Consider the following 13817-nt stretch of genomic DNA (forward strand, 5'->3'; position numbering starts at 1 on the left):
ATGATGGACTGGCTACACTGAAATTCAAGGTGTTGATTTAAAAGGAGTTTTCAGAATACCCAAGAGAGCTCGTAGCACTGTCGCAGCACCGAAGGTAAATGGGTTTTCCTTTAAAGAGGTTCAATGCTTGCAACCACCCTGCTTTGCCTAGTCGTTGGCATCTCAGACGGCGACACCCTGACAGCTCGATGCGGCGAGCCTGGTCAATACGAGCAGGTCAAAGTGAGGCTGCAGGGCATCGACGCCCCAGAGCGAAAACAGCCATTTGGAGAGCGCGCCCGGCAGGATCTGGCCGAGCTGACATTTCAGAAACAGGCTGAGCTGCGCTGCACCAAGACAGACCGGTACAGGCGACAGGTGTGCTCTGTCTGGGTTGCACCAGCTTCAGCGCCTACCGGGCCGCGCACACTCGATGCAGGCTTGGCCATGGTCACGCAAGGCATGGCCTGGTGGTATCGCGCCTATGCCCGAGAGCAGTCACCTCAGGAGCGCGGGCAATACGAGTTTGCTGAGCAAGAGGCCAAGGAACGAAAGGTCGGGCTTTGGAGAGATGCAGATCCGATGGCGCCCTGGGACTGGCGTGCCTCCAATAGATCTTCTAGGCGACCTTAGCGACTTGCGCCCTCGGCAATCTTTCGGACAGAATCCCCCGCCCTCTTCGACCCGGCCGAGCTGCCGAGCCAGTAGTTGCACACCTGGGCGAAGCCGGGAATCAGGGCGCCAAAGAGTACATTCAGCAGGTTTGCAGTGCGCTCGTCCCATGTCCGTTCGACAGTGAACAGCAGCGCGACGCAGGCGAAGAAGCCGAGAATGATCACGGTGCTGATCACCGGCGCGGCCCAGGCGATGCTTGAGTTTGCTTGGGCCAAAGACACCGTTTGCTGTCGCGCGCTCTGTGTGTCCTGCAGTCCAGCGGACTCCCTGGCCGCTTCGACCTTCTCCAGTTCCAGATGAAACTGCTGCTCGGCCGACTTGAGCGCGACGATCTGCTCGCCCGTGAGTGCCCCAGATGACAACGCCTGAATCACATCTTCCTGGCTGGCGCCCGGGTTGCCTAGCACCTTGTCTGCGATGACCTTGACCGCCGCGCCGGCCAGCGGTCCGCCGAAGGCTGTGGCCAAGCCAGGCGCCACGCTGCTTATTACGTCTTTCCAGTCGGCCATGGTCATGCCCCCATCAGGTTGGAGGCCACGCGGCGGGCCCAGCCACGGCCAAATGCCGACCAGGTCGGAAGGTCCGCCATAAAAGACAGTCGGTAGCCGTTGTACTTGGCTGCAACAGTTGGGCCGGCAGCCGTTGCCGCAGCAATGGTTATCGGTCCGATCACGCCGTCATCAGCAACGCTGGCAGCGCGCTGCAGCCACTTTGCGGACTGTGCGACGCCAGAGTTCACAGCTCCATCGAAGACGTCGAAGCGCACGGCATCAGGGAGTTGATCTGCTTTCACAGCATCCCAGTACAGCTTGCGATAGATGGCCTTGGCCGTTTCTCGCGGTAAGTCTTTCATCGCCGCGGTGTAGCCATTGGCGCGTGCCACCCTGGCCGTAACACCCCACATCGTCTCGCCACCAGGGTCAGATGGGTGGAAGCTATAGCCGCCCTCGTGGCCGATAAGACGGTCAAACGCTTTTTCGAAGTCCATGGTCATCCTTTCGTCAGGCACATGGCCCGCTCATACTCCCGGCGCTTGACGCGCTCCGGGTCGATTTCGCCGCGGCGGTGGACATAGGTCAGCATGGCCTCACATGCTCCATCGATATCGTTGCGGTTCAGGCGGCGGTAGAAAGTCGACTTGGTGCGGCGCCCGGTGTCCTCGACGAATGAGGAAACCCCGGCCATCACTACAGGCGATAAGGCCGGCGCGACGTTCTGGGCCACCCAGCGATGGGCCGCGCGGACACGATCGAGCTCGGCAGGCGTGCAGTGCTTGGCATGCTTCACACCTGGTGAAAGCTGGGCGCAAACCAGAGGCCGGCCAGTGGTGTCTTCGGGCCAAAGCCGATAGACCACCAATGCGGCAGCGACGATGGCTGCGCCAACAAGCAAGGTGCGCAGCTTCATTTCGCCCTCCTTTGAGGCGTCTCGACGCACCGGCCGCCGGTCCTGCAGTTGATGTCAGACACCTCGCGCTGCAGCATCCAGATATCCATGTTCTGGGTTGTTATGGCCTTCACGTTATCCTTGATCTCCAGGAATCCCTGGGTCATGGTGTCCACCTGCCAGACCATCTTGCCGACGGACTCATAGGTCTTTTTGAAGACCACAGACTCTGCCTCTAGCGTGCGGACCCGGTATTCCAGGTTAACCAGCCAACCGCCCATGGAGACGGCCATGGTGAGCAGACCCCACAGCGGGATTTCGGTGTTGAACCAGCGGCGCTCTTTGATTTCTCCTCCACCGTTTTTGTCCATAGCCCTCCCAGGCACGAAAAAAGCCCGCTAGGCGGGCTATGTTGTTGAGTTATTGAGGCAGCGGCTCCAAGCCCGCTAGATTTTCCAGACGTCGAATCTGTGCTTTTACGCGTCGGTTCTCTCGACGCTGCCAAGCAGCCTCAAGCCACAGACACTGACCTTCACGGATGCCCCAACGATCCCCAGCCTCGGCGAGAACTACAGTCTTTTCTGGTTCAATAACTTCGATCCAAGCATCACGCTTGACCAAGGGCTCCCCATCAGAGCCGACAAAACTGGAATACTCCGGAGGATGCTGAATCGTGATTGCTGGTACCGTTTCATACTGTGCATCCCATTTGTCATAGCAGAGGAATCCATAGATGGTCGCGTCTATGCCTCGCTTGGCAAAAACATCTCGTACCTGCTGAGCAATCACACCGTAATGAATACGCGCAGCACCAGCTCCTTTCAGGGCAATTGCATGCAGCCACTGGTAGCAAATAATGCGCACTTCTCCCCACGCATCCAGCACTGCATCCTCAACTTCCTTGGGCTCCGTTTTTTCACGGCCATCGCTTGTATTGATAGTTCCGGATACAGCAAATAGCTGTGTAGGCCTAAATATCGTCGTGCCTACAGAGTAGGCGTTGTCAGTAAATGGCCGAAGAGTTCCGCCGAACATCGTCGTTCCGGCGAGCAATCGAACATCGCCGCATGTGAAACTTAGTGAGCCATTACCGATAGAGCCATTACCACTAGACGCCTGAATTCGCACGTCATAGTCGATGTCGCTTCCGCCTGTGACGAAATCGATCAATGAAGCTGTGGCCACTCCGTTAGCGCCAGCTTTGAACTTCAGCCGGTTGTTCGATAGATAAAGTTCCTCGTTTCCTCCGCTGCTATGGCCGGCGAGTATCTTTGCAGCGCCGCGCCCTGCGACAAGCGCCGTGCCACCTGTCTTGTTGTACCAGAGACCATAGTCCGCGTTTCTGACATACGCTCCGTAAATCCAATCGCCTTCAGTCTTAAGTGCAGTTGTTCCTTTACCAACTGTTCCAAAGGAGCTTATAAGACGACCGATCAGGTCAGGGCTGTTATCTCCAGCGGAAAACGCCCCCGCCAGCGGATAAGGAACAGGAGCAATCTTGTTGTTGACAATGTCAGTTTCGCCACCGATCGCACGGTTTGCATAACTGTTAGCATTGAGCGTGGCATATGTGATTCGGCCGATAGCGTTTGTTATAGGACTAACATATACAGAAAGTCCATTAGGTGGAGTTGTGGCGATACCTCCTCCACCGAACTGAAACCACCCGGAAACGTCTATCCATGTGCCACTAACATCCCACCCGACGACAAAGCCTGAATATTTAAACTGGCCTACAGGCTCAGACGTATCAAGGATCATCCCCTTCCGCATGCGCTTTACTACGCTTTCGCTCAGAGGAGTTTGGAGCGTGACACGGGATGCGGTAAATGTGCAGTTGCTTGAAGAGGCAAGCAACGGGGGGGCGACTATCTCAACATCCAGACCACAAGAATCTCGCCCATATCTTGATGCGACAGCTGCAGGATTCTGGAATCCAGATACGCCTGCCATCTGCTCTTTATTTGTATGGTTTGCGTATATCTTAAAAGCAGTCGCGTAATCCCCTGTGCCATATGTTTCCGCTGAAACTTTATTTCCAGATCGGTAAATTATTCCAGGCAAGAAATCTTGATACCCAGTAACTTTTGTGCCGTCTTCAAATATCCAGCGAACATCACGTCCACCTGTGTCGACAATATCAGAAAGCACATAGTCACCAGCAGGGACTATCACTGTAACAACGTTAGCTCTTTCAATGCTTTCTGTTGAAACATCACTTGCAGGGACTGCCGATGCTCCTTCACTAGCTGCAGCTGAGAATGCATCAGTCGCATCACTTCCATCACCTTTAGCGCCGAAGTCCTTTACGCTAAAAATTTCGCGAAGCTTCTCATTAACAGTTCTGTTGACTGCACCTGCTCCAGCTTGACGCCATCCAACAAGGGATGCACCGCTGCTAGAAGCTAGATCTGTACGAACCGCCTGAGCAGAGTCAGATACTGGCACTACTGCAACAGGATCACCCTGGGAATTGAATCCAAATAACTTGTCTTTTCGCTCTGACAATAAAGGTATTGGACCTCCACCCTGCAACTCTTGGTATCGAAGGACCTGCTTAAGTGAATACAGCCCAGACCCAGCTGACTGAAAACCAAGTTGCTGGAAGATGATCGTCAGTCGGTCAAGAGCGTTCTCAATCACCTTTGGGAAGAAACCGCCCTGATTTGTCAATTCTGTTGGCTGGGTAGCCGCAACACTGCTTGTGATATCGAGGGTCGTGCCTGTCGCCAATGCTCCGGCTAACAAGATCACAGAACCGCCTGGGTTGGCGTTCTGATCGACATTGAGCGTGACTGAGTAATCGGCGTCCAGAACCAGTGCGGCTGGAGCAGCAGCACTAACTGTCAGAAACACCAACAGATCCGAGTTTTGAAAAACCTTAAACTCGAATGGGAAGACGGTGGCGACATCGTTGCCCGCAAATGGGCCCGCCGTCCGGTCCTGTGTGTTGATGGTCAAGATGCTCTCCCGTGAATGCTCGGGGGAGTCTCAACAGGGATCTAATGCCTAAGGCGACCCATGTCAAAGATGAAGACCTCTGCTAAGGGAGTGTGATGATGGAATATGAGGAAGTCAAAAGTTCACTTCAGATGGCAATAGCCAGATCTATGAGCTCCTACAAAAAGGCGCAACATTCCGTCGCATTGGCAATTTACGTCGTACCAACAGCACTCGCTGTCACCGCTGCAGTCACGATTGTCACGTCTTGGCTCCTTGGCGAAGAGATAAGACTCAACAAGAGCGCCATCACGATGTATGGACTTCTTGCGCTCCTATATGCCGGGTACATCGCAAGATGCTACTTCGAAGCAAAGGAGAGAGTTTCAGAACTCTGTGACCTTTGCGTGTCGGCTAAGTCACTTGGGTTCAAGGTAGTGCATAGACCAGTGGATTCTGGTGTCGTGCAAGACGGACTCCGTGTAGTTGACAAGGCGCACCCCAACTCCGCCATCAAAGCAAGATGGGGACGATGGGATGCACTTGCGGCCTTTGTAGACTGAGTTATCGGCTGAACCCAAACCCAAGGACGACAGGGTTCTCTGTTGCTCCCTCCTCTAAGGCTTGAGCACCATCAATCGTGCGGTTGAGCTGCGTCGATGGTAGTCCGGTCGCTCCACCGAGAACATTGATGGCCGACTTACGCAGGCCATCAGTTAGTTCTCCCTGGGAGATCGAGGATGCTATTTGACCTAGCAGTTTTACGGTATCAGAGAACAACCTGAACGCGCCAGGACCTTGGTAGGAAAAAGGTCGATCACCCGTCGCCAATGAGCCGACAGCATCAGCCAGTTCGCGCGAAAGGATGAACATCCCTAGTGGGAGTGCAACATTTTCCTTAATGATCCCTTTCACCAACTCCCAATACTTATCTTCATCGTCACCAGCACCCGGGGCCCATTTCACTAGGGCTGTCAGAGTGGCCGGTATCAGTGTCAGCAACATGATGTCAACAGTTCTTCTTGCTAAGCTGCGCTCGCTCTGAGATGTCTGCCAAACCATGTTCATCGCGCTGGATAGATAGCTGTAGAAAGTTGTAAGCAACTTCGTAATCTTTCCTCTCTGGACACCAGACAGGTTGTTGATTGATCCGTCACCCTGAGTGTCGATTACCGCCTGATCTGCAATGGCGATAGCGTCCGTATCACTTTTCCCTTCAGCCAACGCCTTTTCATAGGCAGCATGCCATGTCGGGACATCGACGCCGGTCTGCACCCAACCCAGAAGATCAAAGGCGTGCTCGACAATGAACCTCTGACCTTCCGCAATACGATTGCCAGACAGGTCAATCTTTCTCTTTAGCTCCGCTACTTCGCGGAACTGCGTGCGTCCACGGTTTCGCATGAATTCACTGAGTCTACGAGCTTCTGCAGTCTTCTCGCGCGGACTTCCCGCGAATGAGGCTAGGGCCTTTAGTACGCCAGCAGAACCGATACGGGCGGCGCTCTGAGTCAGGCCAATTGGCTGCTGGATAGCCGTCAAAAGGCTGTACCCCATTGCAGAGGCAGATAGGCTAGACCGGAAATACAAACTAGCGCGGTCCCCTGCGCCAGTCTCTTTAACGTTTTCGGTAACTATGTCGTCGTGCCATTCCTTGATCTGCTGTAGGTAGTCTGGACCATAGGTTTCACGGACGGCATCCGTGAACTTTCCGTCACGCAGCATCTTTCCGATGTCGATGGACCACTCGTGCCAAGTCAGGTCGTGCAGCACCTGGTTGATACCCCGATGTACGCCATCCATGTTCAGCAGCAGCGGGTATGGAGTCTCATCAAGACGCGATTTTGTGTAGCTGCGTCGGGTGGTGGCTGCAGTTCGGGCCGCCTTCAATGCTTCGTTGGCGGCGGTCTCTTCACTTTGGCGTGACGTGCGCACAGAACCGCGGGGGTCGTAGATGACGGGATAGTAGCCGCCGCGAAGTGTCCCGTGCTTCGTGACCAAGGGGACGGCTTCAACCATCTCCATAGGGACTCCGTACACCCGTCGATGCTTGGCCTGTGCCTCTGGCGCGAGTTCAGCCATCAGGTCCCAGATGGACTGCACAGCCTGCAGGTCATCTGCAGTCAGCTCCGACTCGACCAGGCCAATCAGGTCCTGCCGGCTCAGTGAGCGCCCGTTCACACCGCCGGTTAGGAGACGGCTCATGTTCCCGTCGTTGCCCATGTTCAGCGCTATGGAAAATAACTGTTCTCGGGTCAGGTTAATACCCAAGGCGGGGTAGAACTTTGCGGTCCTGAACTTTCGGTTGCGCTTAAGTACCGGTGTGATGATGTCCATTAGCTTCTCAGTCATCTCTGCTTGTCTTGTGGTTTTTGCCGTGGCGCGCTCCTGCGCCGACCTGGCCAGAAACTCCCAGACAGGGCCACCCGTCTCCCCTCCATCCATAACCTGTGCGATGTTGTTAACCTTCAGGTGGGCAACGAAGAACTGATGAGCCTTCAGCTTCCGCGCGCCACGACTGTCCGAAGGGGTGATCAGATCAGGCGACTTCCCCTTGAAGTGTTCACGAATGGATGTCACGACAGCATCTCGCACCACGCCGAACTCCTTGTTCTTTTTGTTCGTCAGCAACTCATCCTTCAAGCGCCCAAGGTGCTCAATCTGCTTGATGGTGTCGCGCAGACCGCGCAACTCCTCAACGGTCATGTCCCGGTAGCTGACGCGATTCATATTCGCCAGCAGGTATTCAGGGATCTCAGGGTCTTTGCCCTGGGCCTGTTGATCCTGCAGCCATTTGTCAAGGCTCTTGCGGCGATCCGCTTCCTTCAGAGTCGTGCTCCGGCGCAGGTCGTATTGCTCCAACAGGCCGTCGATCTGGTCCTTGTAGTCAGGATCGATGGTCTTGCTGTTCTCCACGCGCCGGAAGTAGTCAATGGTCTTGTCGACCTCAACCAGAGCATCCTGGGCTGCCTTGGCAGCATAGAAATTCAACAACTGGTTGCGCTTGGCCAGGGCCGCCGCCGGCAGGTCACCAGAGCGCAGGGAAGTCTGTGAGTCACGGGCCGACCGCGCCTCGGCCGCCCGATACTGAGCCGGCTTGACGTCGCGCACGCGCAAACGCGCAATCACCTCGCCGGCGAACTGGCGCGCCGCCTTGGGAAGCACCGAGAACACGCGACCGTCGTTCTGACCGCGAGCATCCAGAGCTTTCTGTAGCGCGGCCTGCTCAGTCGCCACGAATCTCGCTCTGGCCTCATTGTGAACGGCCTCATTGGCCGCGGCGTCCAGCGCCTCAGGTGTCGCAAGCTCGCTGTAGCGTTCAAGCATCATCGAATCGGTCAGCTCGGCAATGGCCTCCTGAGGGGGCCTCACCGTGGCCAAATCCTGCACCATCTGGTCGCCCGACCCATAACCGAACTGTTCCGCCACAACGTCAGGATTGATGCCTCTGGCGTCGCTGGTCATGCCCAGGGCGGACAGCTTGCGCCAGACAGCGTCCTCCGCTGTGCCATAGGCTGCGCGCAGGTCATCTGTCTTCAGGCGGTAAGCCGGGAAGTCGGGTGAATTTTTGCTCGCCGATTTCTCATCCATCTTGCGGGTCAAGGCATCCCACGCTTGGTACACACGCTGGCTCATTACCTGAGATCTGGCCTGCGCTTCGACCTCCTTGCGCCGGCCAGAGGCCTGCTTCTGGAGGTCCTTCAGCGCTCGTGACCGTGCATTGGTCAGCCACTTCATGTCGCGCAGGCCCTTGGCCTCCAGGTCCGTCACAGCTTCCTGGGTGGCCTGCAGCCCTTGGTCGTGGTATTGCTTCCACTCCAAACCGAACTGTGCGGCCTGCTCTGGGGTGTCAAACAGCATGCCCATGCTGTTGGCTGCTTCAGCTGCTTGGATTTCATCAGCGGTTGCCAACATGCGATCCATCACGCCACGGACTTCTGGCGTCAGCTGCACATTCAGGTTGCTGATCTGGCGGTAGACGTTGAGCAGCCACGCGCGAAAGCGCTGAAAGATGCTGCGCAGCTCCACATTCGGTGCCCTTCCCTCAAACAGGTAGGCCTCGAAGCCCCGGGCAAACTGTTCATGGGCCTCCCTCTTCTCCTCCAGGCTCTTGCGGTTCCACACGGTAAGGGCATCCGCATCGCGCTCAGATTCGACCCCAAACCACTTCAAGAGCGTGTCCATGTCGCTGCGGATGTCGGCCGGCGCGTCTGGTCTTGAGGCAATGTCAGCCAGGGTCTCCAGGTTGAAGTGCCCGGACTCATGCAGGAATGTCGTTAGGTCGGCATTCTTCAGCAGTGCAATGGTGTTGGTAGAAGGGTCAAAGCTGCCGCGCTGGTCCTGGTCTAGCACCGCATTCTGCAGAGGCTGCTGAGCCACGATGCGTAGCGGGTAGCGGGTGTACATCTCCTGTGGCGTAATGCCCAGGCGCGCCGCCTGCACGGCATAGAAGCTACCGGCCAGAGTCGCGTAGTTCTGGTTCGCGTCAGTGGTGAATCGCTTGGCTCGCTCGAGTTGGGACAAAACCTCCGCCTGCACCTCATCCCTGCCAGCAGCAAACGTCTGCTGATCGCGTTGCTCGGTCAAGGTCTGTTCAATCTCCTGCTTCAGCTGATCGCCGCGCTGCTCCATATACTGCTTCGCCTCTGCAGGACTGAACCCCTGCGGATCGGTCTTCAAGTGCTCGACTAAGCTCTGGGCATAGCCTTCCGGCGCGATGGTCGTGGTGTACTCTGCCAGGGGGATGCGGATATCGCCCCCGGTCTCCAGGGCCTGAGCGAACTGCTGCTGCACGGACGGTGACGCTGCAGCCACCTGTTCCGCCAGACCGGACTGGGCCAGGGCTTGGGCGCTGATATACAAGTCCTGGATGTCGCCGTCGGCCGTGTTTTCTTTAATGAACTGGTCAAAGGTCTGCCCGTCCCGTCCGCGCACCTTGCTTGCAGCTGCCAGCGTGTTGAGCTCGCCAATGGCCTGAGCGTTCTGCTCTGCGGCCTGAGCCTCGCGCTGGCGGTTCTGGTCGCGGTTCACCACTGCATCGATGCCGCGCACCACTGAAACCTGACCGCCTGCCCCTACCACTGTAGCAACCAGCGTCTGCACAGCAGCACCTGGGCGCTCTGCCAGGTAATCGCTGAATGGCTTCTCCGGGTTGATGACGGCCCATTCGTTCAGATCCTGCAGGATGGTCGCCGCCTGCTCGCCGGGGATCTCCACTGCCATATTGCGCAAGAGCATCTGATAGAAGGGCGTTCCGGCTTTCAAGTCACCCAACAGTCGGCCGACCGGGATTTTCTCCGTGGCGTATTCAATCGCTGCCTGGGAAGCCCCAAAGGTTGCAGACTGCACAAACCCCAATCCTTTGTCGCGCGCCTGGCCGTAGGCCTGACCGCCAACAGGCAACGCCATGCCAACCGTGGCTAGGGCCGGGTTGCCCGTAGCAATCGCAGCCGGAAGCATCAGCAGGTTCTGTCCAAGAGACTGCAGACCAGAGTAATAACCGGCCTCGATGTTCCCGTTGGTCTTTGGCAGCAAAGCCTTGGCATCTGCCTCGGCACGCTGACGCATTCCGGCAAGCCCAGCGGCAACCCGGCGCAATGGATTCTCTGGGAGCAAAGTTCCGGCCAGCGGATCAAGCAATGGGGCGACACTCTCTACTTGCGCCTGTAGTACACCCGCAAATCCGCCGGATGTGGATGGAAGCGACGCGGCCAGAGCCCGGCCACTGTTGCCCAGGAACTTCAGCGTGCGCTCAACCGCCGTCAGATTCTCCGTGTCGTCGTGCGCAATGGCCGCGTTCTCTGTTCCTGCCAAGAAGGCGGCAGTACGAGGGAACTCCGTGGCCATGCGTTCAAAGTCAAATCCCTGAAGCGCGGCCTGCTGCTTCATCTCTTCCGGGTACTCGCGTACCGTGTCCACGGGTACACCGGTGCTGCGCGCCACCTTGCGAAGCTCGGCCTCGTAGTCAGGCTTTGCGGCAATGGCGCTACCCATGGTGTAGCGCGCCTGGCTGGCCATGTCGCGGCGTTGCTCGTTCAGGTATTGCGCGACGGCGTCGCTGGTGCTCATTTCATCCGCCATCAAAATCCCCCTGTGGCGCCGCCGTTCTTGGCTTGTGTCATGTTCCAGTAGGCTCCCAGCAACTGGGCGTCGTTCGGGTTGATGCCATTGGCCTTGAAGTCGGCCTGTAGGCGGGACTTGATGTCCGACGGAATATCGCCAGCCTTCAGCGACAGCAGCGGGACATTGTTCGGCGTGCCGAAGAAGGTGGTTCGGAAGGTGGTGTTCTTAGCGAACAGCCCATCGATGTGCCGACGCGTTTGCACATCATCGAATTTCTTGCCGGCTTGAGCTTGAGCATTCCCGATGGAGTCCCGAACGAACCGCTGGATAGCGCCGACTCTGGCGGCATCGGCACTTCCTGCCTTCGGTGATGGGTTGATCCCCAGCGCATTGAGACGCTCCCGCATGGTCTCGTTAATAACATCAGTGTTCAACTCGCCCGGGCCCTGGCCGGCCTTGCCATTGCGCAACTGGGTGCGGTGGTTGGCAAAGTGTTTGAAGTCGGCCGCGCTCAGCTCAGGTCGAAGCTTGAAGAACTCGTTGTCGTCCAGTCCGCGCAGGTAGCTGTCATCTGTCAGGCGAAGGTAAAGAGCGTCATTCGTTTTGTCCGTACCTGTGGTCACCTTCTTTCCAAAGTCGATCACCTTCGGTATATCTTCCACAGGAACACGAGAGCGAATATTTACAGGTAATTTTTCCCAAGTTGTATTCCCCTGCTCTATCGCTCTCATAGCATTGGCCGTGGCCTCATCGTCAGCGCGTTTCTTGTCGGCTGTCACCATTTCGTACTGGTGCTCAGCCTTGCGACGTGTTGCTTCAGAGGCGGTACTGCTCGCGCCGGCCCCCAGTTTCTGAAGTGACGCGGCCACAAACTCAGTCTTGGATACCACCCGTGGGCGCCCCTGCCCAGCTTCGAACTTCGATAGGATTCCATTCACATAAGGTATGGTCTCCGACGGCTTGGGCAGGTAGTTCATAAACTCGTCGGCGTTGCCCGCCTTCTCTGCCGCTTTGATAGCCTTGTCCACGTTGCCAGCGCCTGCGTTGTACGCCGCTAGAGCTACTGGCACGCTCCCATAATGGCGAACCAAAGCACCCAGTAGGTCACGACCCACTCGGGCGCGTTCTTCCAGGCTGTCGTCTTGCGCCGGTTTCACCCCAAAGCCCGGATTCTTATTCGTTGCATCCATCACCTGCATGCGACCTTTGGCGCCCTTCGGTGACGTCACAACCGATCCATCAGCGTTCAGGTCTTTGTTGCCGCTTTCGGCCTGGGCCACCAGGCCAACAAGATTCCCAAGGCGCGTCATGTCCGTTGGGAGAATGGTGCCGACTGCCTCCTGCATGGCCTGCCCGACGGCCTGCGTGGCACGTTGGTAATCCATCTCCTTGCTCACCGTACCCTGCACACGCAGAATATCATCCGGCTCCATCTGTTCGCGATACTTCTTCAGATAGCCGTCCGCGAAGGCCACGTTGCTGTTCTCGAGCGCAGCTGTAATGGCCAACACATGGGCGCCGCTCACCTCTTTGCGAACCAACACATCTGCGAATTCCTGGGACTGACCTAGCATCCGAGCCTTGGCACGTACAGCAGACTCAATGGTGGTAGCCGCTTTATCAACGATTCCTCCCGCAGAGACGTCCGTGTAATTCAGTGCAATGTCGCGCTTTCCATTGACGATCGCGCCATCGTAAATAGAGATGCCGTAAGTCCGGGACTCCTGCAGCATGTGCGCCTGCGCCTGCCCGTATAGCGAAGTGCGCAGGTTGGCTGCCTGCTGCTGGAACATGCGCTTGGCTGTGGGATTTGGCAGACTGTCTGCGATCTGAGAGGCGGACTCGTCAAACTTGCCGGCATACTCGGTCGCCAGATCCTTGCCGTCGGGACGCTGCAGGGCATTGATACCCTTGAGCGTCTGGAACCCGCCTTCCCCGTTGGTCAGGTCAAAGATCCGCTCCTTGGCTTGATTCACTGCGCCAATGGCGATGACTTGGTTCTGCTCTTCCAGGTCCTGATACGCAATGCGTGCAGCAGCGTCCCCGGCCGCGCCGACGGCTTGACCAAAGCGAGCCGTCTGATCTGCGGAGATAGATCCTGCATTGGGGCTGGAAGAAACAGCAAAAGCTGGCGCGCCGCCGACATTCGGGGCAGTCTGAAAATTGCCGTAGGTTGGGACGGTAGGCATCAGTCCCCCATTCCAGTGTTGCCGCCATAGAAGGCGTCAAGGGTTGAGCCAAAGCTCTTGGGCTGTGCAAAGGCGCCTGCCTTGTTGAAGGCGTACCAGCTGCCGGCCACCTGAGTCGCGCCACCAAGCAAAGAAGTCGCCAGGGTCAGACCTGGGCTGATGGCACTTGCAGCCGATCGCGCCTGCAGTGCCTGGTTCTGGTAGTTGGTCGCCTGCGTACGGTAGCCCCAGGCAGATCGAACCGCATTGGCCTTGATGGTGTTGGCGTCGATTTGGCCTAGCGTGTCGGTATCCGTCAGCACGCGTAGTGCGCTACCCTGGCCCAGGTCGATACCGTTCGCAGCCATGGAAGCTGTTTGCTGGCCCTTGAGGTTGGCGGTGCGCAGTCGGCTTGCCTGCTCCTGGCGCTGCCCAGAGACAAGAGCCTGCTGGGCGGTGCTCTCGGCTGTCTGGGCATTGATGTCGGCAATGGTGGCCTGCAACCCAAGATTCGCACGCTGAGACTGTGCGCTGTAGTAGCTGCCCACGGCGGTGGCAGCCGCGCCGAAGCCTTGGGCCCCCAGCGCTGCGGAGGCGGTGCACATG

At 57.3% G+C, this 13817-nt stretch carries 10 protein-coding genes; 2 read left to right on the plus strand and 8 right to left on the minus strand.

What is annotated here, in order from left to right; genetic code table 11:
• The first annotated feature begins 123 nt into the window (after nt 1–123).
• Nucleotides 124–612 (plus strand): thermonuclease family protein, encoded by a 489-nt coding sequence (locus ACLBXN_RS24050; protein WP_447613802.1) that lies wholly within the window; start codon nt 124–126, stop codon nt 610–612.
• Here the strand turns inward: ACLBXN_RS24050 and ACLBXN_RS24055 are convergent.
• Genes ACLBXN_RS24055 through ACLBXN_RS24075 form a run of 5 tightly spaced genes read right to left on the minus strand, consistent with a single transcriptional unit; the run spans nt 609 to nt 5001 of the window.
• A complete protein-coding gene (locus ACLBXN_RS24055) occupies nt 609–1163 on the minus strand; it encodes a hypothetical protein (protein ID WP_447613803.1) in 555 nt (184 codons plus the stop codon). The two genes, ACLBXN_RS24050 and ACLBXN_RS24055, sit on opposite strands and share 4 nt — an antisense overlap.
• Nucleotides 1164–1165: 2 nt before the next feature.
• The gene (locus tag ACLBXN_RS24060) at nt 1166–1642 is read right to left on the minus strand and encodes a glycoside hydrolase family 108 protein (RefSeq protein ID WP_447613804.1); all 477 of its coding nucleotides are present in this window, start codon (nt 1640–1642) and stop codon (nt 1166–1168) included.
• 2 nt (nt 1643–1644) lie between these two features.
• Nucleotides 1645–2061, minus strand: coding sequence for a lysozyme (locus tag ACLBXN_RS24065; RefSeq protein WP_447613805.1), 417 nt, complete (start codon nt 2059–2061; stop codon nt 1645–1647).
• The gene (locus ACLBXN_RS24070) at nt 2058–2411 is read right to left on the minus strand and encodes a hypothetical protein (RefSeq protein ID WP_447613806.1); all 354 of its coding nucleotides are present in this window, start codon (nt 2409–2411) and stop codon (nt 2058–2060) included. The genes ACLBXN_RS24065 and ACLBXN_RS24070 overlap by 4 nt, the downstream gene beginning before the upstream one ends.
• A gap of 49 nt (nt 2412–2460) precedes the next feature.
• Complete coding sequence (locus ACLBXN_RS24075) at nt 2461–5001, minus strand: tail fiber domain-containing protein (RefSeq protein ID WP_447613807.1); 2541 nt, start codon at nt 4999–5001, stop codon at nt 2461–2463.
• A gap of 98 nt (nt 5002–5099) precedes the next feature.
• Between ACLBXN_RS24075 and ACLBXN_RS24080 the strand changes: the two genes are divergently transcribed.
• Complete coding sequence (locus tag ACLBXN_RS24080) at nt 5100–5543, plus strand: hypothetical protein (protein ID WP_447613808.1); 444 nt, start codon at nt 5100–5102, stop codon at nt 5541–5543.
• A gap of 1 nt (nt 5544) precedes the next feature.
• Here ACLBXN_RS24080 and ACLBXN_RS24085 read toward each other — a convergent pair whose 3' ends face one another.
• From ACLBXN_RS24085 to ACLBXN_RS24095, 3 genes are read right to left on the minus strand one after another with little or no spacing between them, the layout of a single operon-like run.
• Nucleotides 5545–11049, minus strand: a complete 5505-nt coding sequence (locus tag ACLBXN_RS24085) for a hypothetical protein (RefSeq protein WP_447613809.1) — start codon at nt 11047–11049, stop codon at nt 5545–5547.
• Nucleotides 11050–11060: 11 nt separating this feature from the next.
• Nucleotides 11061–13232, minus strand: a complete 2172-nt coding sequence (locus tag ACLBXN_RS24090; protein ID WP_447613810.1) for a transglycosylase SLT domain-containing protein — start codon at nt 13230–13232, stop codon at nt 11061–11063.
• Nucleotides 13232–13816, minus strand: a complete 585-nt coding sequence (locus ACLBXN_RS24095; protein WP_447613811.1) for a virion core protein, T7 gp14 family — start codon at nt 13814–13816, stop codon at nt 13232–13234. The genes ACLBXN_RS24090 and ACLBXN_RS24095 overlap by 1 nt, the downstream gene beginning before the upstream one ends.
• Nucleotide 13817 lies beyond the last annotated feature (1 nt).

It is taken from the genome of Comamonas sp. C24C (assembly GCF_053345995.1).

Coding starts and splice junctions, on each gene's coding strand:
- ACLBXN_RS24095 (WP_447613811.1), bottom strand. CDS start 13,816: ATGTGCACCGCCTCCGCAGCGCTGGGGGCCCAAGGCTTCGGCGCGGCT.
- ACLBXN_RS24050 (WP_447613802.1), top strand. CDS start 124: ATGCTTGCAACCACCCTGCTTTGCCTAGTCGTTGGCATCTCAGACGGC.
- ACLBXN_RS24060 (WP_447613804.1), bottom strand. CDS start 1,642: ATGGACTTCGAAAAAGCGTTTGACCGTCTTATCGGCCACGAGGGCGGC.
- ACLBXN_RS24080 (WP_447613808.1), top strand. CDS start 5,100: ATGGAATATGAGGAAGTCAAAAGTTCACTTCAGATGGCAATAGCCAGA.
- ACLBXN_RS24070 (WP_447613806.1), bottom strand. CDS start 2,411: ATGGACAAAAACGGTGGAGGAGAAATCAAAGAGCGCCGCTGGTTCAAC.
- ACLBXN_RS24055 (WP_447613803.1), bottom strand. CDS start 1,163: ATGGCCGACTGGAAAGACGTAATAAGCAGCGTGGCGCCTGGCTTGGCC.
- ACLBXN_RS24065 (WP_447613805.1), bottom strand. CDS start 2,061: ATGAAGCTGCGCACCTTGCTTGTTGGCGCAGCCATCGTCGCTGCCGCA.
- ACLBXN_RS24085 (WP_447613809.1), bottom strand. CDS start 11,049: ATGAGCACCAGCGACGCCGTCGCGCAATACCTGAACGAGCAACGCCGC.
- ACLBXN_RS24090 (WP_447613810.1), bottom strand. CDS start 13,232: ATGCCTACCGTCCCAACCTACGGCAATTTTCAGACTGCCCCGAATGTC.